The sequence below is a fragment of the Ectothiorhodospira sp. BSL-9 genome, assembly GCF_001632845.1.
Lineage (GTDB): Bacteria > Pseudomonadota > Gammaproteobacteria > Ectothiorhodospirales > Ectothiorhodospiraceae > Ectothiorhodospira.
The window spans coordinates 1,317,639-1,340,308 of sequence record NZ_CP011994.1; the positions used below are offsets into that span (position 1 = coordinate 1,317,639).

The following is a 22,670-nucleotide window of genomic DNA, read 5'->3' on the forward strand; positions in this document are numbered from 1 at the left end:
GAGGAGGTAGGGGTGGACATGCACCGGCAAGATCGTGATTCTTTAAGGTTACGAAGCCGAAAAAGAAGCACGAAACAAGCCGATGCACGCCACGGACCTGATTCACGCAAACTTGGGGGTTGCTTGTCAATCCATTCACCGCACCCGCTTCAACGCGCTGTTGACCGCGACGGCGGCGGCCCTGGACGGGCAGACCACCTCGGTTACCGGTCTTGGCCGGGCATCGCAGCGGCAGATCACAGAAAAGGCGAGCATCAAGCAGATGGATCGGCTGGTGGGTAACCCCAGGATGCATCAAGAGGCGGCGACGGTTTATCAGGCCATGGCTCACTGGCTGGTTGGCCAGGAAGAGCGCCCGGTGATTCTGGTGGATTGGTCGCCGGTGGCAGTGGATGAGAGCATTCACGTGTTGCGCGTCTCGGTGCCCGTGGGTGGCCAGGGAAGAACCCTGTACCAGGAGTGCCACCCTCAGGCCAAGTACGCGAACCGCCAGATTCAGGAGGATTTTTTGAAGCACCTCTCGGAGGTTTTGCCCGCCGGAGTCTGCCCGGTGATCGTCACGGACGCCGGCTTCAAGAAACCCTGGTTTCGCGCCGTGGAGGCCTTGGGCTGGGACTGGGTGGGCCGAGCGCGAGGCCTGGTCCAGATGACGCGGCCAGGCGAGGACACCTGGCTCAATACCCGCGAGTTGGGGTGCTTGCTGGATGAGAATCAGCCGACCCACATGGGTGCCTTTGCCATGACTCGTAACGATTCGTTGGTGTGCCAGGTGTATGGCCTGCGCAAGACTCTCCAAGGGCGTATTCATGCGACCCGGTCTGGTCAGCGTGCCCAGAGCGGCAAGAGTCGCGCGCATGCAGCGGGCGAACGGGAACCCTGGGTGATTGCTACCTCCCTGCCAGGAGGGTCGAAGATCACCGACCGGGTGATAGCCCTCTATTCGCTGAGGATGCAGATTGAAGAGGATTTTCGAGCCAGCAAGAACGAGCATTATGGACTTGGCGTGAATCGCTCCAGGTCCCGCTCCGCGCAACGATTTGATGTGCTGTTGCTGATTGCTGCCCTGGCCAGCTTCGCAGCCTGGTTGGTGGGCTTGGCAGCAGAGCACGAGGGACGCCACCGTCATTACCAGCCGAACACGGCCAAGCGACGGGTGTTATCCCACTTTTTCCTGGGATTGAGGATATTGCGGCGGGAATCCGCCAACATCCTCGACGACACCTTACACCGCATCAGATCGGCCATACGAACTGTGTTTGCCGCTGGGATCCCTGCATGATTTCGTGGGGATATCCCAGGCTCGAAGGTTTCCTATATTTTTGTCATTTTAACAGCCGGACCGAACGGCGGCAAAGCTCCTCCATTTCCCAAGTTCTCGAGGGTATCGTGAAATTGGCCAGCCCTTTCTGTAAATACATATAAATACTCGGTTAGCTATGCCCGTGACAGACACTTGGGAGACATACTCGGATAATAGTATCTAGTGCTCTGCTCTCATTCAACCGCCCTCCACCTCCTTGCTTGGACCTTCCAATATAGGAGTGCTTCCATGGCTCGGCCATCGATACTCCCGCGAACTCAATCAGTTCGTCGCAGGGCAGCCATTTGCCGCGATTGAGAGCCGCAAGTTCGAGAAGCTTAAGCGTGGCAGTTTCGAAGAACTCCTTAGAGACGGTATATACAAGTGCCTTGCGTCCGGCCTCGTTATACCTAACTTCGATCTCAAGCCAATAGATGGTTTCATCCCCAAGCTGTAATTCACAAACTAAGGCGCCACGTGGCCTTCTTTCCTGTCTTTCGATGTAGCCAAAGGGAATGAATCGTTTGCTGTCTTTGGTCCTTAGCGGAAAGTGCCAGAGCGGGAGGGAATCGATATGAAGTTGTGGTCTAGGATGCGGGATGGCAGACCAGGATTGTATTGCTCCAGTTCGCTGGAGCATTTCAAACATATCGATGACTTCAGAGAAGCGCTGACTTACATCGCGGTTCCGCATTGATGATGCGGAGTAGGCGGATGCGCCTGAGTCAGTATCGCCCGACCAACTGATACCCGGCGATACACCTCCTACCTCAGGACCCGTGTCGCCGTTTGAGCGTGTTTCATAAATAAAACTCTCATCTTTGGGCTTCCGGGTCCACGCAGGAAGATTACCCCAAAGGACTGATGGCGGGGTAAACTTGGTGAGCGGGGCAGTCTCAATTGGGTCTTCTTGAGAGTTGGTGTCAATGAGGCCGTTGTTATCAGGAGGCGGGGGAGTGCCAGGTTTGCTGTAGGGCTTATCCTTGGCAATAGGCGTCTGAGTTTCGCCTTTCATGCCGCTATTGTCTCGGTGGATTACCAATGCCGGCGCGTCGGGCCAGTCCATGGCAACAATATTTAGGGCCAAGAACTTTGGTGGCTCCCCTTTTAACCATAAGCCCCTGGCGCTGAGTCGGAGTCTATAGAGATTGAAGGGAATAGGGGCATTCAAGTACCCGGCGCCTTCGTCTTTCAGTAGGTGCGTGTAGATGCCATTTGCGGCGGTGATGCCGGTTTCCGAGATACAGAGGTTGGCCAGATTATTGGCAAAAATATCACCTATCGTGCGACGTAACGTGATACCCCAGCGACCGTCCGCAAGTTTGCCGGTCCCTTCCGGGGCGATCACCTGGGTTTTAGTTAAATCCCAGGGGCCGGAAGTTAGGGCTAGTGCGATATGGGAGTGTGGGGCATACATCGTTCGGAACACTTCGTGACAAGGAATGACTATCACGAAATCAGCTGATTCAACAACAACTACTTGGCTTTTCCCCGCTACGGCGAGGTCTCCGAGGTGGTAATCACGCCGATTAATGGCTCGGTATGGGTATTGCCACCAGCTGGGTTTGCTGGGCAATTCGTCGGAGATGCTTCGTACGGACAGAGTAAATTCGTGAAGATCGAATCGAGCTTGGCGCCAGGGTATGTTTGCGACTTCGATGCCATTCTGGAAAACGAGCCCAAGTGGGAGGCGAGGTATAAACCCGGTGAATACAGGGATGGGTGGGTGCATTACAGGGTTTTTCGGAGCGGCGATCTCATGTGGATTGGCGTTCCGCAGGTCGCCAAGGGATATATCCAGTGGGCTTAAGAATACCTCCACCCCGGGAGTGGCGGTGCCACCCTTTGGTGCGTGGTAGCGATCCACCCACCGCACCCACCATAGTCGCCCATCCATGGGAAATTCCCGAATCCTATCAATCGTCTGGCCTGCCACTGGTTATCCCTTACGGTTGGCGAGGGATAACTGTGCCAGAAACCCATAAATTTGAGTAGTAGGCTTAATTCGTGGAATTCACAGCCACCTCCCACCAGGGCCACCCCCGAGGCCGTGTGATGGGGGGCTCTGAATGGCCGCGTGCGCCACTGACGGGTGTTGATCCCCTGCTGGCTGATGGCGTGCAGGGCGGCGGTTTCCAGGGCCTCGGTCTCGCTCATGGGGGGCAGCAACCCCGGCAGGCGACTGGCCAGCATGGTCTTGCCGGTGCCCGGCGGGCCGATCATCAGCAGGTGATGGGCGCCGGAGGCGGCCGCCTCCAGGGCGCGTCGGGCCTGGGGCTGGCCGCGCACGTCCGCCAGGTCGGGCAGGGCGGACCCATGATCATCATCGGTGCCCTCGGGTTGGCGCGGATGACTCTCCAGGGGCGCATCGCCACACAGATGCCCGCACACCTCCAGCAGGTGACCGGCAGCGATCACGTCCACGTCCTCCACCAGCACCGCCTCGTCCGCATCCCCCCGGGGCAGGACCAGCGTGCGCCCCGCCTGGTGGGCGGCCATGGCCGCCGGCAGCACGCCGCGCACCGGGCGCAGCTCGCCGGTGAGGCCCAGCTCGCCCAGGAATTCGCTGTTTCGGATGGAGGCCATGGGGATCTGACCCGAGGCGGCCAGGATGCCCAGGGCAATGCCCAGATCAAAGCGGCCGCCGTCCTTGGGCAGGTCGGCGGGGGCCAGGTTCACGGTGATGCGCCGGGCGGGAAAGTCGAAGCCGCTGGTCTGCAGTGCCGCCCGCACCCGGTCACGGCTCTCCTTGACCGCCGCTTCGGGCAGACCCACCATGGCAAAACTGGGCAGGCCGTTGGCCAGGTGCACCTCGATATGCACCGGAGGCGCCTGGATACCCAGCTGCGCCCGGCTGGCGATGACAGCAAGATTCATGGATCCTTCCATCGGGTCTCGTCCTTGGAGACAGCAGACTATATGCGGTGGCCCGGCGGTGGCAAGTGCCGCCGCCGGACTTGTGCCGCCCTCACCAGGCCAGCACCCTCACCAGCACCACCCCGCGTTGTGAGAACAGGATCTCGTAGTCCTCCAGCCGCTCCAGGGAGTCCTGCTTGGTGACGGCCACTTCCCCCACCTCGGGTTCTCGGCGCTCCACGCTGCGCTGTGCGTAGATGTTGAAGCTGGGGTTGTGCAGGCGCCACATGACCACCGTATCGGGCAGGTCGCGGGCCGCCAGGCCTGCCTCCTTGATGGGAGCCTGTTGCAGGCCGGCGGCTGCCGGGAGCAGCAGGCCGGCCACGCCCACGTTCATCACCAGCCCCAGCAGGAAGATCCGCCAGGCCCGGGCCATGCGCCGGTCGAACATGAAGAACACTGCGGCCACCGTGGCAATGGCAAAGAAGGCATGCCACAGGGGGCCGAAATGCTGCTGGTAATCACTGAGCAGGGCCAGGATGAAGTCATCGTCCACATGGGGCTTGATCAGCCCCACCAGCTCCGGCAGGGCCAGTAGCGCGCCAAACAGCAGGGCAGGGGGCAGGAACAGCAGGAAGCGGCTGCGCACCGCATCCAGGTGCATGGCCATGAGGATGAACAGGGGCGTGATGCCGTAGAAGATGTAGTGGGGCAGCTTGGTGCTGGCCAGGGAGAACAGGGCCAGCACGAACAGGAACCACAGCAGCAGATAGCCCTGCAGATCATCCCGGAACCGGTCCTTGAGTTCCACAAAGCTGCGCAGCATCACCGTGGTGTAGGGGAGCATCACCACCAGCAGCACCGGCAGGTAGTAATAGAGGGGCCCGCTATGGCTCTCCATGGGCTCCAGGAAGCGTTGCAGGTTGTGCTCCAGGAAGAATCCCAACAGGAAACCTGGCCCCTCCCGCCAGGTGATGGCCAGATACCAGGGCAGCACCAGCAGCAGGAACAGGACGATGCCCAGGGGGTTGAAGGCGGCTCTGAGCCAGTCGCGCCAGCGCCCCTTGAGCACATAGAAGATCAGGCTGACCGCCAGCGGGATGACCACCGCCACCGGCCCCTTGGTGAGAAAGCCCAGGCCCATGCAGACGAAGGCCAGGTATACCCAGCGGTTGCCCCCCTCCCGGAAGTGCAGAAAGATGGCGAACATGGCACCGGCGATGAACAGGTTCAGGGCGGCGTCGGCGATGGCACCGCGACCCACAATGACGATACCGATGGTGGTGGCACCGATGATGCCGGCAGCCAGCGCCGTAGGGTGGTCCAGTACGCGACGGGTGAAGGCCCAGATGAGCAGCATCCAGCCAGCCGAGGCCAGGGCCGAGGGTAGTCGCAGGGCGAATTCATTCAGCCCCAGGGCGCTCACGCTCAGGGCCTGTAGCCAGTAGATCAGTATCGGCTTATCATAGCGCGGCTCGCCGAACAGGTAGGTGGCCAGGAAATCCCCGCGCTCCAGCATGTTCCGGGTGGCCTCGCTGAAGGCGCCTTCGTCCAGATCGAACAGGGCGAAGCCATGCAGGTTGTAGAAAAAGCCCGTGAACAGGGCGGCCAGGAACAGCACCCACAGCCAGCGCAGTGAGAGTTGATCCAGATCGGGACTCAGGGGGTCGGCAAAGCGGGACATGCCATCGGACCTGTCGGGGCAACTGAACGGGTCGGCAGTGTACCAAAGAGCGCCGCAGTGCTCTGCCCTCAGTCGGCGCCATCGCGCCGGAGATCCTGCAGCCCTCGTGCGGATGAAACGCTCCACAAGCCCATGCCTCACCTCAAACTTCTCATCTCCATCGCCATTTTCGGCGCCTTTGTTGTCTTCGTGGAACTGGCCTACGGCTGGTCACGGGTGCTGGCTCCCTGGGTGGAACTCTCCTGGGGCCTGGTCATCGTGGCTGCCCTGCTGACCGGAGTGACCTACGCCCTGCGCACCCTGCGCCTGTACGACTATTATCGGCCGGTGATGACGGGCCGCTTCGGTGCCTGCCTGCGCCTCACCCTCACCCACAATCTGCTGAATAACCTGCTGCCCATGCGCACCGGGGAGTTGAGCTTCCCGCTGCTCATGGCGCGTTATTTCCAGGTGCCACCGCTGAACTCGGTGCCGGTGCTGCTGTGGTTCCGTTTGATGGACCTTCACACCCTGGGGTTTTTTGCCCTGCTGGCCCTGGGCAGTCATGCCCTGGGGGTGGGGCCGGCGCTGGCGCTGTCGCTCATGTGGCTGGCCACCCTGCCGCTCATCCGCCGCATGGCACCTTTCCTGATGGCCCGGATCGAACCCTGGGAGGACCATCGTCTGGCATCCCTGATGCTCCGGGCCTTGCAGGCCCTGCCCGAGTCGCCCCGGGCCTTCTGGCGGGCCTGGGGCTGGACCATGGGCAACTGGGTCGTCAAACTTGCCGTCTTTGTCTGGGTGCTGGCCCTGTTCCTGGAGGCCCCCGCCGCTGCCCTGTGGCTGGCGGTGATCGCCGGCGACCTCACCAGTGTGCTGCCGGTGCACGGTGTGGCCGGGGCCGGTACCTATGAGGCCGGTGTCATGGCGGCCCTGCTGCCCTTCGGTGTACCCGCCCAGGATGCCCTGGCGGCTGCCATCAACCTGCATTTGTTCCTGCTGGGATCAACCCTTGTCGCCGGTGCCCTGGTGCCCTGGCTCCCGGCGACCCGAGGAGAAACCTGATGTCCAATCCGCTTCCCACCGAACCTTCGGCCAACGAAGCCAGCCCCGGCGATGGCCTGGGCTACGCCATGTATGTGACCGAGGAGGGGTTGTCCCTGTCCCTGGTGGTGCCCATGTACAACGAGGAGGACAATGTGGTCCCCCTGGTGGAGCGCATCCACGAGGCCCTGGCGGGGCAGCCCATCCCCTGGGAGGTGGTGCTGGTGGATGACGGCAGCGCGGATGCCACGCCCGACCGCATGCTGGAGCAACGCAAGCGCCATGGCCGGCATGTGCGGGTGGTGTGCCTGCAGCGCAATTTTGGTCAGACCGCCGCCATGCAGGCGGGTATCGACCATGCCCGGGGCAGTATCATCGCCACTCTGGACGGGGATCTGCAAAATGACCCCAGCGACATTCCCGCCATGGTGCGACGCCTGCTGGAGGAGGACCTGGACATGGTGGCCGGGTGGCGCAAGGATCGTCATGATGACCTGTGGAAACGCAAGATCCCCTCGCGCATCGCCAACAAGCTCATACGCTGGACCACCAAGGTGAACCTGCACGACTACGGTTGCAGCCTCAAGGTGTTCCGGGCCGATGTCCTCAAGGGAGTGCGGCTCTATGGGGAGATGCACCGTTTCATCCCCGCCTGGTTCGCCACCCAGACGTCGCCCCGGCGCATCCGCGAGCATGTGGTCACCCACCATGCCCGGGCTCATGGGGACTCCAAGTACGGTATTTCCCGCACCTTCCGGGTGATCCTGGATCTGCTGTCGGTGTATTTCTTCATGCGCTACAAGGCGCGGCCCGGGCATTTCTTCGGCTCCATCGGCCTGGTCTTCGGGGGGCTGGGCTCGGTGATCCTGGGCTATCTGTTCCTGGTGAAGGTGTTGCTGAACGAGAGCATCGGCACGCGCCCGCTGTTGTTCGTGGGGGTGATGTGCGTGCTGGTGTCGGTGCAGCTGCTGACCACCGGCGTGCTCAGCGAACTCATGGCCCGCACCTATTTCGAATCCGGTCGCATCCGCTCCTATGTGGTTCGCGCTGGCGGCTATGAGCGTGCCGAGCAGGCCGACTGGCATCGTGCCGGTTGACGTGGGCCGCCTTTGATGTGGGTCATGGACTTCGCCTTTTGCCATGGCGCGAGGGGTCGGAGTGGTTTATTAGTGAATGCTAATTAATCGACCCATCAGCGGTCTCGATAGGTTCCGTTACGCAGCGCGGCATTCTGCGGCCCGCCGGGACCTTCCTCCGCGACACCTCCCGAGGAGTCATTCGTGTCAAGACCCCTTGTCTGCTCTTTCCTGCTCGGAATCATGCTGACCCTGTTGATGGCACCTGTCGTGGCACAGGAGCCGGACCGGTCGCCGGCGGTAGCCACCCTGGATGCTCCCACCCTGCTGCTGGAGAGCACTGCGGATCACCGCAAGTTCGAACAGCTCAGTGGCCCGTTCGAGTCGGGTCCCGATGTCACCCGGGCCTGCCTGGAGTGCCATACCGAGGCGGCCCTTCAGGTCCATCGCAGCATCCACTGGACCTGGGAGTATGATCAGCCGGAAACCGGCCAGAAGCTGGGCAAGCGCTTTGCCCTCAATAACCTGTGCCTGGGGATTGCGGGCAGCGAGGAGCGTTGCAGCTCCTGTCATACGGGTTACGACTTCGACGGTCCTGATTTTGATTTCACCGCCGAGGAAAAGGTCGACTGCCTGGTATGCCACGACACCACTGGCACCTATGTGAAGTTCCCCACCGGCGGCGGCCATCCGCCCGCCGAGGACACCGTGTTCCGTGGCACCCTGTTCAAGGCCCCCGACCTGGCCGAGGTGGCCCAGAACGTGGGCAAGACCAGCCGCGAGACCTGCGGTTCCTGTCACTTCGAGGGGGGCGGCGGCGATGCGGTCAAGCATGGCGATCTGGACAGCACGCTGTTGTCTCCCGCCCATTCCGTTGACGTGCACATGTCACCGGACGGGCTGGATTTCAGTTGCTCCACCTGCCATGAATTCAGCGGACATATCCAGGAAGGCAGTCGCTACCATGTGACCGCCAAGGCCGAGGGCGGCATCAGCGTGCCCGGGCGCGAGAGCGAACGGCCATCCTGCGAGTCCTGCCATGGCAGCGAACCCCATGACACCCGCATCCACGACAAGCTCAACCAGCACGTGGAGCGCATCGCCTGCCAGACCTGTCATGTGCCGGAACTGGCCCGGGGCGGCATGCCCACGAAGACCTTCTGGGACTGGTCCACCGCCGGCGAGCGTGACGAGGATGGGCGCCCCGTCGTGCGCAAGGATGAGGAAGGCAATGTGGTCTATGACGGCATGAAGGGAGACTTTCGCTGGGACGAGGACTACCCCCCCATCTATCGCTGGTTCGACGGCAACATGCGCTACACCCTGCTGGGTGATCGCATCGACCCCAGTCAGCCGGTGGAAGTGAACTTCCCTGAAGGCGGTCCCGATGACCCGCGCGCCCGCATCTGGCCCTTCAAGGTCATGGAGGGGCGCCAGCCCTATGACACGCAGTTCGAGACCCTGCTACTGGCCCACCTGTTTGGCCGGGACGAGAATGCCTTCTGGCGGGGTTACGACTGGGACAAGGCCATCATCTCGGGCATGGCCGAGGCCCGGCGCGCCGGTCAGACTGATGCCACCTTCAGTGGCAGCTTCGATTTCGTGGACACCCGCATGTACTGGCCGGTGAATCACATGGTGGCGCCCAAGGAGCAGGCCCTGAGCTGTGAGTCCTGTCATAGCACGGACGGGCGCCTGGCGGATCTGCCCGGGCCTTACATTCCAGGGCGGGATCGTCATCCCTGGATCGAACCCATCGGCTGGGCGGCCGTGACCCTCACCCTGCTGGGTGTGCTGGGCCATGGGGGAGTCCGTTACTGGCTCTATCGCCGCCGCTACCACTGACGAGTGCACACCATGAGTTCAGTTCGTATCTTCACCCTGTATGAGCGCTTCTGGCACTGGAGCCAGGCGGTGCTGATCTTCGGCCTGCTGCTGACCGGTCTGGAGCTTCATGGCAGCCATGGGCTGCTGGGATACAACACGGCCTTCTCCACCCATATCATCCTGGCCTGGGGGCTGATCGTGCTGTGGGCCTTCACCATCTTCTGGCATGTGGTCACCGGCGAGTGGCGTCAGTACGTGCCCACGCATCGGGGCATGCTGGCGGTGATGATGTACTACGCCTACGGCATCTTTTCGGGGGAGGCCAAGCCCTATACCCAGACGCCCTCGTCCAAGCATAACCCCTTGCAGCGCATGGCCTATTTCAGCTTCAAGGTGGCCATCGCCCCAGCGCTGTGGATTTCCGGGCTGCTGCTGCTGTTCTACGCTGCCTGGCGGGGTACGGCCCTGGAGGGCCTGGTCAGCTTTGCCACCGTGGCCTATGTGCACGTGGCGGCCACCTTCGCGCTGCTGGTCTTCATTCTCGGTCACGTGTACATGGCCGGCACCACGGGTGATCCCTGGTACGCTTATCTGAAATCCATGTTCACCGGGAAGAAGGAAGGGCGGTCGGACAGCCACTGAAGCTGGGGGAAGGGAGGCCCTGAAACAAAAGAACCCCGCCAAGGCGGGGTTCGCATCACTCAATTCTATGGTCAGGTCTGCTGGGTTCGGCAGGCTTGCGCCCCCGGCCCTTGAACCTGATCAGGCGGGCTGGACGTTCGCTGCAGCCATGCCCTTGGGCGTGGTCTGGGTCTCGAAGGAGACCTTCTGACCTTCGGCCAGCGTACGGAAACCACCGCCTTCGATGGACGAGAAATGTACAAAGACATCCTTGCCGCCATCATCGGGGGTGATGAACCCAAAACCCTTGCTTTCGTTAAACCACTTCACGGTACCAGTCAGCACTTCAGTATTACCTCGATCAAAAGAACAAAAGAGCAGAGCGAGTGAAGTCCATACCATCAAGCGATTCAGGCCCGTCCAGTCAGGGCTTTCACAATGTCTGCTCGCCCGATCATACGCCTGACCCTGGTTGGATGCTATAACTGTTTCACATTTTTCCGTTCCAGTGATCCAGTCCTTCTCACGGGCAGCACGCCACTTTGGCCCCCACGGCAAGACCATGTCCTCACCCCAGGTTTCCCGGCACGACCCGGCCCATCGGTCACCGCGTTCCAGCGCTGAAGTCCGGACCACACCGGCTGATTCCCCGGAGCACCGTCGCCTTGTCTGGCTGGCCGGCCCGGTCGAGCCCATGCAGGCGCTGGCACGGGACTGGTGTGGCGCTTTGTCCGAAACCACGCGGATGGCCTGGGTGGGACCCGCATCGGCCTCTCCGGCCCCGTGCCCACACCTGCCCCCGGCCCAGGCCGATACCTTGCTGGGCCGGACGCTGGATGCCCTGATTCTGGACGCTACCGCCGGCTTGCATCCCGACGCCCTGGGGGCTGCCACGGGGGCAGTGCGCGGGGGGGGGGTGGTCCTGTTGATCCTGCCCCGACTCCAGGCAAGGGCCTCCCGTTTCGGGCAGTGGTGTCTGCGTGTTCTGGGGGAGGCGGGGCTGGTGCCGCTGAATCCGTCAGGGGAGAGCCTGACGGCCCGGGATCTGCCTGTGCCTTTGTCCCTGTCGGTGGGCATGCCCCGGGCGCCCGATGCGGATGACTGCCTCACAAGGGATCAGCGTCAGGCTGTTCAGGCCCTGGAGCGCCTGGCCCATGGACGGGCCGGACGCCCGCTGGTGCTCACCGCCGACCGGGGGCGGGGCAAATCCGCGGCCCTGGGCATCGCTGCCGCCCGTCTCCTGACGGCCCGCCGAGACCTGGCGGTGGCTGATGCCCCTTACCGCATCCTGGTCACCGCGCCTCGTCTCGCTTCGGTGACGCCGGTGTTCACTCATGCTCGGGATGTTCTGGAGGGCAAAAGCCCCGGCGCGGGGCATGATCGGGGCTCCAGGCTGGAGGTCCCTGGTGCCGTTCTGGAATATGGTTCCCCTGGCGAGGCCTGTGACATCCCGGCGGACCTGTTGCTGGTGGATGAGGCCGCCGGGATCCCCGTCCACTGGCTGGTCCGCCTGCTGGAGGGGCATCAGCGGGTCGCCTTTGCCACCACCATTCATGGCTATGAGGGGGCCGGGCAGGGGTTTGCGACCCGGTTCCAGGAGATTCTCCGACGCCGTGCCCCGCAGACCCGTTTTCTGCACCTGACCCAGCCCATCCGCTGGGCGGCGGATGATCCGGTGGAGGCCCTCATGGATCGTTTGTTGATGCTCAGCGCTCGGCCGGCCGAGGTGGGGCATGAGGCCCGGCCAAACCCCGGGGAGGTCGTGGCCCAGGTGCTGTCACCTTCTCTGTGGCTGGAGGACGAACCCCTGCTGGAACAGGTCTTTGGTCTGCTGGTGCTGGCCCATTACCGCACCCGCCCCTCGGATCTCCAGCGCCTGCTGGATGACTCCGGCCTCCAGGTGCTGGCCTGGCGCCATCAGGGGCAGGTGGTGGCCGTGGCGCTGCTGGCGCGTGAAGGGGGGCTGGATGACGAGCTGACCCAGGCTGTGGCCCGGGGCCAGCGCCGGCCCCAGGGGCATTTTCTGCCGGTGGGGATGATTCTCCATGGTGGAGCCCCGCCGGCCTCGGGCCGTCTTGATTATGAGCGGGTGGTGCGGATTGCCGTGCATCCCCGGTTGCAACGACAGGGCCTGGGCACGGCCCTGTTGAGGCAGGTGGTGGATCATGCGCGCCAGGGTGGCGCCGATCTGGTGGGGGCGGGCTTTGGGGCCACGCCGGAACTCCTGGATTTCTGGCGTGGCGAGGGGTTCGAAGTCACCCGCATCGGCGTCAAGCCGGAGGTGAGCAGTGGTGGCTGGGGCGCCACGGTGCTGCGCCCACTCACCCAGGCCGGGCAAGAGGTCATGAAACCGGCGCGCAGCCATTTCGTTCGCGGTCTGCCGCAACTGCTGGCCGGCCCCCTGCGTTTCATGGATGCGGACCTGGCGCTGGCACTGGGCGCCGGTTCGGGTGCTCCGCCGCCCGGTCCGACGGACATTCCGGCCCTGGAGGCCTTTGCCCTCTGGCAGCGCCCCTTCGAAGCCTGCCTTCCCGAACTGGGTGCCCTGATCCGCTGGGGCCTGGCCGATCCGACGCGCCTGGCCGGGTTGCCCAGGGCCCAGCGTCACGCACTGGTGATGTGCCTGCTGCAACAGCGCTCCTGGGAGGCGACGGCCCGCGCGCTGGGGGTGTCGGGGCGCAAATCGGTGATCCGATGTCTGCGCGAGGCGGTGGAAGGGGTTGCCAAGCGGTTTTGGGCCGCTTAAGATCAAGACCAAGTGAACAACACAACTATTCGGATCGCCATCTAATGTTCGGTCACATGGTCAGCGTACGGGTACTGGTAGTCGTGGCACCCCCACGGCCCGGGAGCCTGTTGCGCTGACGATCTGACCACACCGATCCGATTCCTGCAAAAACCCCCGGGCAACCCCCGGGGGTTTTTGCGTTATGGCCGCCCAAAAAAGACAGGACCCAGCAGGAGAGTGACACCATGCCGCCCAGCCAAGCCGCCACCGCCGACGGGGCTCAAGCCCCGGATCAAGACCCTTGCAACGGTGCCGATGCCGTTATCCAGATCCTGCGGCGTCATGGTGTCGACACCGCATTCGGTTATCCGGGTGGGGCCATCATGCCCCTTTACGATGCACTGGCCCGACAACCCGGCGCCTTGAAGCACATCCTCACCCGCCACGAACAGGCCGCTGGCTTCGCCGCCAATGGCTTTGCCCGATCCTCCGGGCGCCTGGGGGTGTGCATCGCCACGTCGGGCCCTGGCGCCACCAACCTCATCACCGCCATTGCCGACGCCCACATGGACTCGGTGCCCCTGCTGGTGATCACCGGCCAGGTCCCCACCGGACTCATGGGCACCGATGCCTTCCAGGAGACCGATGTCCTGGGTCTGACACTCCCCATCACCAAGCACAGCTACCTGGTCCGCCGAGTGGAGGATCTGCCCGGCATCCTGGAAGAGGCCATCTGGCTGGCCCAGGAGGGGCGTCCCGGCCCCGTCTGGGTGGACATTCCCAAGGATGTGCAACTGGCCCCCTTGCCTGGGGCGTTGTGGGCAACCGCGGAGGCGGCCGTTACCCATGACGCTCCAGCCCTTGATGAGCAGGGATTGGCCCGGGCCCGCGCGCTGCTGGCCGAAGCGGATCAGCCCGTCATCTATGCCGGCGGCGGCGTGGTGCTGGCCGAGGCAGTGGAGGCCTTTCGCGGCTTTGTCGAGGCCACCGGGGCTCCGGTGGTCACCACCCTCAAGGGGCTGGGCCTGCTGACGGCGGATCATCCCCTGAACATGGGCATGCTGGGCATGCACGGGGCGCCCTGTGCCAACCGGGCGGTGCAGGCCTGTGATCTGCTGGTGGTGGTGGGGGCGCGCTTCGATGACCGGGCCACCGGGCGGCTGGCGGATTTTGCCCCCCATGCCCGGGTGATCCATCTGGACGTGGATGCCGCCGAGGTCTCCAAGCTGCGCCCACCCCAGGTGTCGCTGCTGGGGGATCTGAATCGCCTGCTGCCAGCCCTGGCCACGCCTTCGTCCACCGAGGCCTGGCGGGACCATTGCGCCGAGCTGCGCCGGGTGGGGGATTTTCGCCTGCCGCCGGAAAAGGGCGATACCTTCCCGGCACTGCGCTTTCTCAGGCGCCTCTCCGAGCAGGCCGATGCCCAGACCCATATCGCCTGTGACGTGGGCCAGCACCAGATGTGGGTGGCCCAGTTCTATGGTTTTTCGCACCCGCGTCGACACCTCACCAGTGGCGGCCTGGGGGCCATGGGGTTTGGCCTGCCAGCGGCCATTGGCGCCCAGATGGCGCACCCCAGCGCCCAGGTGATCAATATCAGTGGCGATGGCTCCTTCATGATGAACGTGCAGGAGCTGGCCACCCTGCGCCGTTACAACCTGCCGGTGAAGATGGTGATCTTTGATAACCAGTACCTGGGCATGGTGCGCCAGCAGCAGGAGCTCTTCTATGAGGGGCGCCTGGCGGAGGTGGATCTGTCGGATAACCCGGACTTTGTCCAGGTGGCCCAGGCCTTCGGTATCCCGGCGCTGCGCATCGAGGGCGTGGATTCGGTGGATGCCGCCATCGAGGCCTGCCTGGAGACCCAGGGGCCGCTGCTCCTGCATATCCCGGTGGCCCGTGAACAGAATGTCTGGCCCATTGTCGGGCCGGGCATGTCCAATGACCAGATGATCGAGGAGGAAGTCGCATGAACCCGCAATTCCAGTTACTGGCCCGCCCGGCCGATGGCAGTCTTGAGCGTATCCTGCGCACGGTGCGCTCCCGGGGTTTCGAGGTGCGGGACATGCACGTGCGTCTGGATGACGATGGCCACCGCTATCATGTGCGGCTCAAGGTGTCCGGCAGCCGCGACCCGGCCATGCTGGCCCGGCAGCTGGAGAAGCTGTGTGATGTGGAGCACCTGGCGGCGCTGCATGCGGCCGGGGCCGCGGATGAACCCGCCAACGCCCCCCGAATGGCCGCCGGCTAGCCCAACGCCCCCCTGACTCTGTGTCGGGAGGGTTTTTGTGGGAGCGGGCCTGCCCGCGAATGGTGGGCCGCCGATCCTATTGCACTTCCTCCAGCCGCCAGGCGCTGGCGACGCCGGCCAGGGTGAACAGGGACAGCACCAGGATGGCGGCGGCGGTGCCGGCCAGTTGGGCCACCATGCCGAACAGGCCGCCCACCAGCAGCAGGGCGCCGATGAGGGTATTGCTCACGGCGGTGTAGGCGGCGCGGGTCTCGGTGGTGGCCATGTCCACCAGATAGGTCTTGCGGCCCAGGCGGATGCCAGCGTGGGCGATGCCCATGATGAACAGGTAGCCGGCGAAGGCCCAGTGGGTGGCGGCCCAGTCCATGCCCAGGGTCACCAGGGCGAAGACCAGTACCCCCAGCAGTCCGGCCATGGCGCCGGACAGCATCAGCACCTGGCGACTGGAACGGTCCGAGAATCGCCCCCAGAAAGGGGCGCTGAGGGCACCGGCCAGCCCCATGGCCACAATCAGGATGCCCAGGCCGGAGATATCACCGGAGCCTTCCTGCTGGGCCAGGATCACGTAAAAGGGCAGGGCCAGGGCGGTGGTCATGAGCAGGGCCCGGGTGATCACGAAGTGCCGGAAGGGCCGATCCGTGCGCATCAGGCTCAGGGAACGCAGGCCCTCGGTGACGGCATTGCCACCCCCCTCGGTGGCTCCCGGCGCCTCCTGGAGGGCGGCAAACACCAGGGCGGCCAGCAGCCAGAGTCCGCCGGCGATCATGAGCAGGGCCACGAAGAAGCCGATGCCTGCATCCTCGCTGGCCTGAAAGGTGAGCCACACCCCCACTCCCAGGGTGACGACACCGGCCGCAGCAGCGGCATAGCCCATGAGGGTGCCGCGGCGCTGTTTGGCGATGGTCTTGCCCAGGACATCCTTGGAGGCCACGGAGTTGACCCCCCGGGACAGGGCAAACAGCGCCAGAAGACCGATGATGGCCCAGCCGGCGGCGGCCCCGGTAAGGGTGAGGGCCACCACGGCCATGAGCATGACGGCCACCCCCTGACCCACGCTGCCCCATACCCAGAACCACTTGCGCACCGCCGCGCGGCGGATGTAGGCGGCCACGAACAACTGCGGCAGCAGGGAACCGGATTCACGGATGGGGACCAGGAATCCGGCCAGCGCCGCCGGGGCGCCCAGGGCGGCCATGAGCCAGGCCAGCACCAGGCGGGCACTGGCCAGTTCATCACCGATCTTGGAGGCGGTGTTGGAGATCAGATGGACGAAGAAATTCGCCGGCTGCACCCGGCAGGCGGCGTCGGGGATGTCCTTGCAGACCCGGGCGTCCTCGTCTCCCGTGAGGGTCTCGTAGAGTTCCACCACGGGGCGCGAGGGCTGCTGGAAGGGCGGTTGTGCTGACATGGGCAGGATCCTTCAGTGGGCGCGTCACCTCTTGGGAAGGCTGGCGCCCTGGATTCGATGGTCCATGGATGGCGCGCGGGGTCAGCCGCGGCTGCGGTTCAGGGGGTTTGCTGGGTCCACCTCGTCACGGAAGGGGCGCTTGCGATCAATGTGGGTATATTGATAGACGTTGCCTATCCAGTTATTGATCACCGCCTCGGCCGTGTCGTGCCAGGTGTTGTCCAGTTGCTCGGTGATGAGCTGCTCGGGAAACTCCGGGGGTTCCTCGTTGCGGGCCAGGGCCAGGTTCAACTGTTCCCGGTGTTCTTCCAGGATTGCCTGGCTCTTGAGGCTGAAATAGTTCTGCACCACGGGCGGATAATCGGGACGCTCCCCCGCCGCATAGCGCTTGACCTCCCGCTTGTACTCCTTGAGCAGGCTGATGAGGTCGTACTCCGGGTGCCCCTGGAAGAAGACGATACGGAACTCGTCCTCGCTCACCGCCAGATGCACACCGGCTTCCTCGCTCTCTGCCAGCACCTTGAGCCCGGCGGCCTCGAACTGCTCGCGGGAAACGTGGTTGAAGCGGGAGTGGGGCACATCGAAGCGGGTATTCACGCCCGCCACCAGGGGGTGGGTGCGATCCACCACCCGATGGGAATACACCCCCCAGCGCTTGAACCCCAGCGGGCTGCGGGTCTGGCCGTAGCGGAACTGCATCACCGCATGGGTGGCCAGGCAGGAGCACAGGGTGGAGGTCACGTTCTCGTGGGCCCAGTCAATCACCTGGATCAAGGGCTTCCAGAAGGGCTCCAGCGACAGATCCGGCTGGGTGACATTGGCGCCGGTGATGATCAGGGCGTCCAGGCCCTGCTCCTGAATCTGCTCCCAGGGCTCGTAATAGCGCTCCACGTGTTGGCGCCCCTTGGGACCGCGCTTGAGGGCATCCAGGGTGAAGGGGTGCAGATAGAACTGGGCGATCTGGTTGCTCTCGCCCACGAGCCGGAAGAACTGGCGCTCGGTGGCCGCCAGGGCGGCGTCCGGCATCATGTTCAGCAGCCCGATGTGCATGGCGCGGATGTCCTGGCGCAGGGCATAGGCCCCGGCCAGCACCGTCTGGCCTTCTTGCTGGAGACGGGAAAACGTGGGCAGTTCGGAGTTGGCGACAAGCGGCATGGTGGGGTCCGGGTCCGGGGTTCAGAAAGTCTGTCTTTCCAGTGCCTTCTCGATCAACGCGTTGAACTGGTCTTCGCTGTGTACCTGCGCCAGTTCATCGGTGGTGATGGTATAGCCGTACTGGTCCGCCAGGGCCTCGTAGCGGGGCAGGCGGTCGCGGAACAGGCGCGGGAACATCCAGCGCACGAACTGATCCGGGTCGATCTGGGCCACGTAACGCAGGTCGTTCTCCCTGAGATACACGTCCAGTTCACGGTCCAGGAAGTCCTCTCGGTAATACAGTGGCTTGGGGCTTTCCTCGGCCCGCTGGATCAGTTCCCGCTCGTCCCGGTCGGTGGCCTTGATGTAAATGATGAGGGAGTGCTCGGCCAGCAGTTCCATCACACCCGGGTCGTCCAGTTCGCACACGCTGCCACCGGCGTCGTTGACCACGTGGTCGAATCCATAGATCTCATGCGCCTTGCGGATGAAGTCCGGCACATCCCGCATGGCGTTCACTTCGCCGTCGTGGTGCAGGCGCTGGCGGCGCTTGAACTCCTTCAGCGACAGGCCGCCCTTCTCCGGGTCGCCCAGCTTCCCCAGAAAACTGGACACCGGCTGGAGGTTGTCCACCGACAGGTTGTTGACGATGCTGATGGAATCCGAGCGCAGCAGGTCCCGCAGGAACTCGATGTGCATCACCTGGCGCTTGATGTTGTCCAGGATGGGTTCATCCAGATAGCGGGTACCGATGCGGTAATCGCCGGAATAGTGGAACCAGTGGGCGCGTCGCAGCAGGTGAGACAGGCGCGTCTTGCCCACGCCGGACATCCCCAGCAGGGTGATGGATTTGTTGCGCCAGTGCCGGTACTCGGAGGCCAGGAGTTTCAAGGCGTGCTCATCGTGTGATGGGTGGATGATTCCCCATTTTACTGATGTTTGGGCCGCGGGTGTCACCCGGCTCCTCGGTTGGACGTTTGAGACCCGCGGCTTCCGGTTACAATGCGGGTACGCCCAAACCCTGCCGGAACCTTCATGCCTTTGCTGGTCATGCGCAATATCCAACTCAGTTATGGTCATCACCCGTTGCTGGACGGCGTGGATCTGACCATCGAGCCCGGGGAGCGCCTTTGCCTGGTTGGCCGCAACGGTGCGGGCAAATCCACCCTGATGCGCATGCTCAAGGGAGAGATACAGGCCGACGATGGCGACATCGTGCGCAGTGATGGCCTCAAGGTGGCCATGCTGGAGCAGGCGGTCCCGAAGGGCGTTGAGGGCAGCGTTTACGATGTGGTTGCCGATGGCCTCGGCGCCCTGGGTGACACGGTGCGCCGCTATCATGGCCTGATTCGCGCCATGGAGACCGGTGCTGACGAGGCCCAGCTCAAGGCCCTGGAGCAGTGCCAGCACGAACTGGAGGCGGCCGATGGCTGGATGCTGGAACAGCGGGTGGACATGGTGCTGTCGCGCCTGGGGCTTGAGGCAGACGCCCCGTTCCATGGTCTGTCGGGTGGCCTGAAACGTCGTGTGCTGCTGGCCCGGGCCCTGGTCACGGGACCGGACCTGCTGTTGCTGGACGAGCCTACCAACCACCTGGACGTGGCTGCCATCGAATGGCTGGAAGAGTTTCTGCTGGGGTTCGAGGGCACCCTGCTGTTCATCACCCACGATCGGGCCTTCCTGCGGCGACTGGCCACCCGCATCATCGAGCTGGATCGTGGCCGTCTCACCAGCTGGCCCGGCGACTACGACACCTACCTCACCCGCAAGGCCGAGGCCCTGGAGGCGGAAGAGCGCCAGAATGCCCTGTTCGACAAGAAGCTCGCCCAGGAAGAAGTCTGGATCCGCCAGGGCATCAAGGCCCGGCGCACCCGTAACGAGGGGCGGGTGCGGGCCCTCAAGGCCCTGCGGGCGGAGCGCAGCGAGCGGCGCGAGCGTCAGGGTACGGCGCGCTTGCAGACCCGCTCGGCGGCACCCTCCGGGCGCATCGTGGCGGAGGCCGAGAACGTCAGCTTCAGCTTTGACGGCAAGCCGGTGATCCGGGACTTTTCCGCGCTGGTCATGCGCGGCGACAAGGTGGGCATCCTCGGCCCCAACGGCGCGGGCAAGACCACCTTGCTCAAGCTCCTGTTGGGACAGCTGGAGCCCCAGTCCGGTCACATCCGCCTGGGAACCAATCTGGAGGTGGCCTACTTCGATCAGCACCGGGCCGCGCTGGACGAAGAGGCCAGCGTGATGGACAACGTGGGTGAGGGTCGCGACCGACTCACCCTGGGGGATGAAAGCCGCCATGTGCTGTCCTATCTGCAGGATTTTCTCTTCGAGCCGGCCCGCGCCCGTCAGCCGGTGAAGGCCCTCTCGGGGGGGGAGCGCAACCGCCTGCTGCTGGCCAAGCTGTTCACCCGCCCGGCCAACGTGCTGGTGCTGGACGAACCCACCAACGATCTGGATGCGGACACCCTGGAGATGCTGGAGGCGCGGGTGGTGGAATTCCCCGGTACCGTGCTGGTGGTGAGCCACGACCGTGACTTCCTGGATAACGTGGCCACCAGTGTCATCGCCTTCGAGGGGGAGGGGTGTTTCCAGGAATACGTGGGGGGCTACTCCGACTGGTTGCGGCAGCGGCCCAAATCCCGATCCGGCGCGTCAAGCGCTGCATCGGCCAAGGCCCAGCGGGCCACGGAGGCCGCCAAGGCCAAGCCGGCACCACGCCCCGCCAAACTCGGTTACAAGGATCAACGGGAACTGGACGCCCTGCCCAAGCGCATCGAGAGCCTGGAAGCGGAACTGGCAGACATTCAGCAGGCCATGGCAGACCCGGCTTTCTATCAGCAGTCCAAGGATGAGATCGCCGCGGTACAAACCCGGATGGAATCCCTGGAAGCCGAGCTGGCCCAGGCCTATGAGCGCTGGGAGACGCTGGAATCGGGTGGCTGAGGCTCCCCGATGATGAAAGCGACGTTTCGAGCCCCTCTCCCCGGGGGGAGAGGGGTTGGGGTGAGGGGGAAGGATCGGCACAGTGCCTGCTTCACCCCCTCGGGGGAGCAGGGAGTCTATGTGGCTTTTACGTGAGGGGCCAGGGGTTCTTCCGGGGCAAAGCGCAGGGTTTCGCCGCAGTTGCGGCAATAGTAGATGCGCTCCCCGGCCTGGGCCGTTCGATGCCGCCGGGTACCCAGGGCGTAGACGTTGCAACTGCAGCGATAAGGGAACTTGCGGGTGCGCCGTATGGGCACCCCGGACAGATCCGATGAATGGGTCACCCGGGGTTCGAAGCCGAGCCTCAACATGACCTCCCGCCACTCCGGCCCGTGGGGCCGTCGCCGGTCCGCGCCCAGACCAAAGCGTCGGTAAACGATGCTGTGTGCCACCTCGTGGGCCACGGTCCCGGGAAAGTGATTGTCCCAGTCCTGGGCAAAGATGTACGGGTTGAACCGCAGCGATTCCTCCCCGCAGATCACACGCCATTGACCCGCCGCGCGCCCACGCAGGTTCAGATTCACTGGCGGCGGTGGGGTGGTGATGTCGTACCAGGCGGCGGCCCTTACAAACAGGTCATGGGCCGTTTGTCGGATGGCCTGTTGGCGGGAATCATCAAGGGGCATCGCAGGTGTGGGAATCCGGGAAAGGGGGGATGGGATGAGAGCAAGGATAGCCGGTTTGCACGCGTTGCACCAAGCCAGCAAGGGCATTCTACTTTCCCTGTGCAAAACGCTAAAATGTCTGCGTTATCGATAAAGAAACCAAAACCCCGAAGGGTCGGATCCATGGATCCCGGTGTTGGTCAAGCAGCAATGCTTCACGACTTTACCTGCCCTTGGAACCGGCGCTTGTTAAGGGTATCCAACTATAAAATGATCATTGGCGTGTGAGAAAAATGACCCAGTCGCTTGAAACCATGACTTCTGAAGAATTGTACGAACTGGCCCGCCAGCGCCAGGAAGACGAGCGTCGTCAAATGGAGGAAGAGCAGCGGGAGCGTCTCAGCCAATTGCAGGCACAGCGCAGTGAGGTGGTGGCCCGTCACAAAGCTGAACTGGCAGCCCTGGATAAACAGATCAAGCAATTGGGGGCGGGTAAAGCCAAGGGCCGCGGTCGTGGCTCGAGTGCCTCCAATCTCAGCCAGCACGTGGTGGACATCATCAACGAGCGTGGCCAGATGAGCACCAGGGAACTCAAGGGCGAACTGGAATCCCGGGGCTTCGAAGCGCGCAATATCAGCCAGACCCTGGCCTACCTCAAACGCAATGGTCGGGTGGTGAATACGGCTCGAGGCATCTATGCGGCTGCCTGATGCGGGCTTCAACCGCAAATATTATGGTACAAGGCAAACGCGCCCAATATCCTGATCTTGAAAGGGAAAATTCCCTGGGCGCGCGTCCGGGCGGCCTCGAATACAGTGCTTTGGGTTATACCGGTATGGCGTGTGGGGCGGGAAGCGGATAGACTGGGCCCATGTAGCGGTTTGAGTTGTCCGTTCGACGTCGGCACCGGCCCGCTGCATGGAGTTGTACTCACCTGAAAGAAAAGATTGAGGTTAGGATCAATGTCTACCGGTACTGTAAAGTGGTTTAATGAAACGAAGGGCTTTGGGTTTATCGCCCCCGCAGATGGCGGTGCCGACGTGTTCGTGCATTACTCAGCGATCTCCGCTGATGGCTTCAAGACCCTGGCCGAAGGTCAGAAGGTCAACTACCAGGTTCAGCAGGGTCCCAAGGGTCTGCAGGCCGTTAACGTGACCGTTGAAGGCTAAACAAGCCGGAAT

Annotated in this window: 18 protein-coding genes and 1 pseudogene; 11 read left to right on the top strand and 8 right to left on the bottom strand. The window is 63.6% G+C overall.

Annotated features, from left to right (window positions below):
• Positions 1–82: 82 nt before the first annotated feature.
• Positions 83–1,279: an IS4 family transposase gene (locus ECTOBSL9_RS06220; RefSeq protein WP_063464340.1), complete on the top strand. Its 1,197-nt coding sequence runs from the start codon at positions 83–85 to the stop codon at positions 1,277–1,279.
• A gap of 151 nt (positions 1,280–1,430) precedes the next feature.
• Here ECTOBSL9_RS06220 and ECTOBSL9_RS16905 read toward each other — a convergent pair whose 3' ends face one another.
• The 3 genes and pseudogenes from ECTOBSL9_RS16905 to ECTOBSL9_RS06240 all read right to left on the bottom strand — a co-directional run bounded on the left by ECTOBSL9_RS16905 (position 1,431) and on the right by ECTOBSL9_RS06240 (position 5,840).
• Positions 1,431–3,167 carry a hypothetical protein gene (locus tag ECTOBSL9_RS16905; protein ID WP_168161538.1) on the bottom strand — a complete coding sequence of 579 codons (1,737 nt, stop codon included), beginning with the start codon at positions 3,165–3,167 and terminating at the stop codon, positions 1,431–1,433.
• 152 nt (positions 3,168–3,319) lie between these two features.
• Positions 3,320–4,177 (bottom strand): annotated as a pseudogene (locus tag ECTOBSL9_RS06235) (YifB family Mg chelatase-like AAA ATPase); the annotation flags it as partial.
• Between the two features lie 91 nt (positions 4,178–4,268).
• On the bottom strand, positions 4,269–5,840 hold the full coding sequence (locus ECTOBSL9_RS06240; RefSeq protein ID WP_063464343.1) for a glycosyltransferase family 39 protein: 1,572 nt from the start codon (positions 5,838–5,840) through the stop codon (positions 4,269–4,271).
• A gap of 132 nt (positions 5,841–5,972) precedes the next feature.
• Between ECTOBSL9_RS06240 and ECTOBSL9_RS06245 the strand changes: the two genes are divergently transcribed.
• The 4 genes from ECTOBSL9_RS06245 to ECTOBSL9_RS06260 all read left to right on the top strand — a co-directional run bounded on the left by ECTOBSL9_RS06245 (position 5,973) and on the right by ECTOBSL9_RS06260 (position 10,408).
• Positions 5,973–6,884 (top strand): lysylphosphatidylglycerol synthase transmembrane domain-containing protein, encoded by a 912-nt coding sequence (locus tag ECTOBSL9_RS06245; RefSeq protein ID WP_063464344.1) that lies wholly within the window; start codon positions 5,973–5,975, stop codon positions 6,882–6,884.
• 68 nt (positions 6,885–6,952) lie between these two features.
• Positions 6,953–7,960 carry a glycosyltransferase family 2 protein gene (locus ECTOBSL9_RS06250; RefSeq protein WP_063466044.1) on the top strand — a complete coding sequence of 336 codons (1,008 nt, stop codon included), beginning with the start codon at positions 6,953–6,955 and terminating at the stop codon, positions 7,958–7,960.
• Positions 7,961–8,143: 183 nt separating this feature from the next.
• Positions 8,144–9,784 (top strand): tetrathionate reductase family octaheme c-type cytochrome, encoded by a 1,641-nt coding sequence (locus ECTOBSL9_RS06255; RefSeq protein WP_240481071.1) that lies wholly within the window; start codon positions 8,144–8,146, stop codon positions 9,782–9,784.
• Positions 9,785–9,796: 12 nt separating this feature from the next.
• Positions 9,797–10,408 (top strand): cytochrome b/b6 domain-containing protein, encoded by a 612-nt coding sequence (locus ECTOBSL9_RS06260; RefSeq protein ID WP_063464346.1) that lies wholly within the window; start codon positions 9,797–9,799, stop codon positions 10,406–10,408.
• A gap of 120 nt (positions 10,409–10,528) precedes the next feature.
• Here the strand turns inward: ECTOBSL9_RS06260 and ECTOBSL9_RS06265 are convergent, their stop codons facing one another.
• Positions 10,529–10,732, bottom strand: a complete 204-nt coding sequence (locus ECTOBSL9_RS06265; protein ID WP_025282765.1) for a cold-shock protein — start codon at positions 10,730–10,732, stop codon at positions 10,529–10,531.
• 217 nt (positions 10,733–10,949) lie between these two features.
• On the opposite strand from ECTOBSL9_RS06265, the gene ECTOBSL9_RS06270 reads away from it, so the two are divergent.
• From ECTOBSL9_RS06270 to ECTOBSL9_RS06280, 3 genes are all read left to right on the top strand, one after another.
• Entirely contained in the window at positions 10,950–13,133 is a 2,184-nt protein-coding gene (locus tag ECTOBSL9_RS06270) for a tRNA(Met) cytidine acetyltransferase TmcA (protein WP_156500055.1), read from the top strand.
• Between the two features lie 227 nt (positions 13,134–13,360).
• Positions 13,361–15,088, top strand: coding sequence for an acetolactate synthase 2 catalytic subunit (gene ilvG / locus ECTOBSL9_RS06275; protein WP_063464348.1), 1,728 nt, complete (start codon positions 13,361–13,363; stop codon positions 15,086–15,088).
• The gene (locus ECTOBSL9_RS06280; RefSeq protein WP_063464349.1) at positions 15,085–15,366 is read left to right on the top strand and encodes an ACT domain-containing protein; all 282 of its coding nucleotides are present in this window, start codon (positions 15,085–15,087) and stop codon (positions 15,364–15,366) included. Before ilvG ends, ECTOBSL9_RS06280 begins: the two co-directional genes overlap by 4 nt.
• Positions 15,367–15,442: 76 nt before the next feature.
• Here ECTOBSL9_RS06280 and ECTOBSL9_RS06285 read toward each other — a convergent pair whose 3' ends face one another.
• The 3 genes from ECTOBSL9_RS06285 to ECTOBSL9_RS06295 form a co-directional block, all read right to left on the bottom strand.
• On the bottom strand, positions 15,443–16,774 hold the full coding sequence (locus ECTOBSL9_RS06285) for an MFS transporter (RefSeq protein WP_063464350.1): 1,332 nt from the start codon (positions 16,772–16,774) through the stop codon (positions 15,443–15,445).
• 81 nt (positions 16,775–16,855) lie between these two features.
• Positions 16,856–17,929 carry a homoserine O-succinyltransferase gene (locus ECTOBSL9_RS06290; RefSeq protein ID WP_063464351.1) on the bottom strand — a complete coding sequence of 358 codons (1,074 nt, stop codon included), beginning with the start codon at positions 17,927–17,929 and terminating at the stop codon, positions 16,856–16,858.
• A gap of 21 nt (positions 17,930–17,950) precedes the next feature.
• The gene (locus ECTOBSL9_RS06295) at positions 17,951–18,799 is read right to left on the bottom strand and encodes a hypothetical protein (RefSeq protein WP_063464352.1); all 849 of its coding nucleotides are present in this window, start codon (positions 18,797–18,799) and stop codon (positions 17,951–17,953) included.
• Positions 18,800–18,943: 144 nt separating this feature from the next.
• Between ECTOBSL9_RS06295 and ECTOBSL9_RS06300 the strand changes: the two genes are divergently transcribed.
• The gene (locus ECTOBSL9_RS06300) at positions 18,944–20,845 is read left to right on the top strand and encodes an ATP-binding cassette domain-containing protein (RefSeq protein WP_063464353.1); all 1,902 of its coding nucleotides are present in this window, start codon (positions 18,944–18,946) and stop codon (positions 20,843–20,845) included.
• Positions 20,846–20,961: 116 nt separating this feature from the next.
• On the opposite strand, the gene ECTOBSL9_RS06305 is transcribed toward ECTOBSL9_RS06300, so the two are convergent.
• Positions 20,962–21,510 (bottom strand): SprT-like domain-containing protein, encoded by a 549-nt coding sequence (locus ECTOBSL9_RS06305; RefSeq protein ID WP_082829774.1) that lies wholly within the window; start codon positions 21,508–21,510, stop codon positions 20,962–20,964.
• Between the two features lie 293 nt (positions 21,511–21,803).
• On the opposite strand from ECTOBSL9_RS06305, the gene ECTOBSL9_RS06310 reads away from it, so the two are divergent.
• Together ECTOBSL9_RS06310 and ECTOBSL9_RS06315 are read left to right on the top strand one after the other, a co-directional pair.
• A complete protein-coding gene (locus ECTOBSL9_RS06310) occupies positions 21,804–22,199 on the top strand; it encodes a hypothetical protein (protein WP_240481072.1) in 396 nt (131 codons plus the stop codon).
• A 252-nt stretch (positions 22,200–22,451) separates the two neighbouring features.
• Positions 22,452–22,658 (top strand): cold-shock protein, encoded by a 207-nt coding sequence (locus ECTOBSL9_RS06315; protein ID WP_025280460.1) that lies wholly within the window; start codon positions 22,452–22,454, stop codon positions 22,656–22,658.
• Positions 22,659–22,670 lie beyond the last annotated feature (12 nt).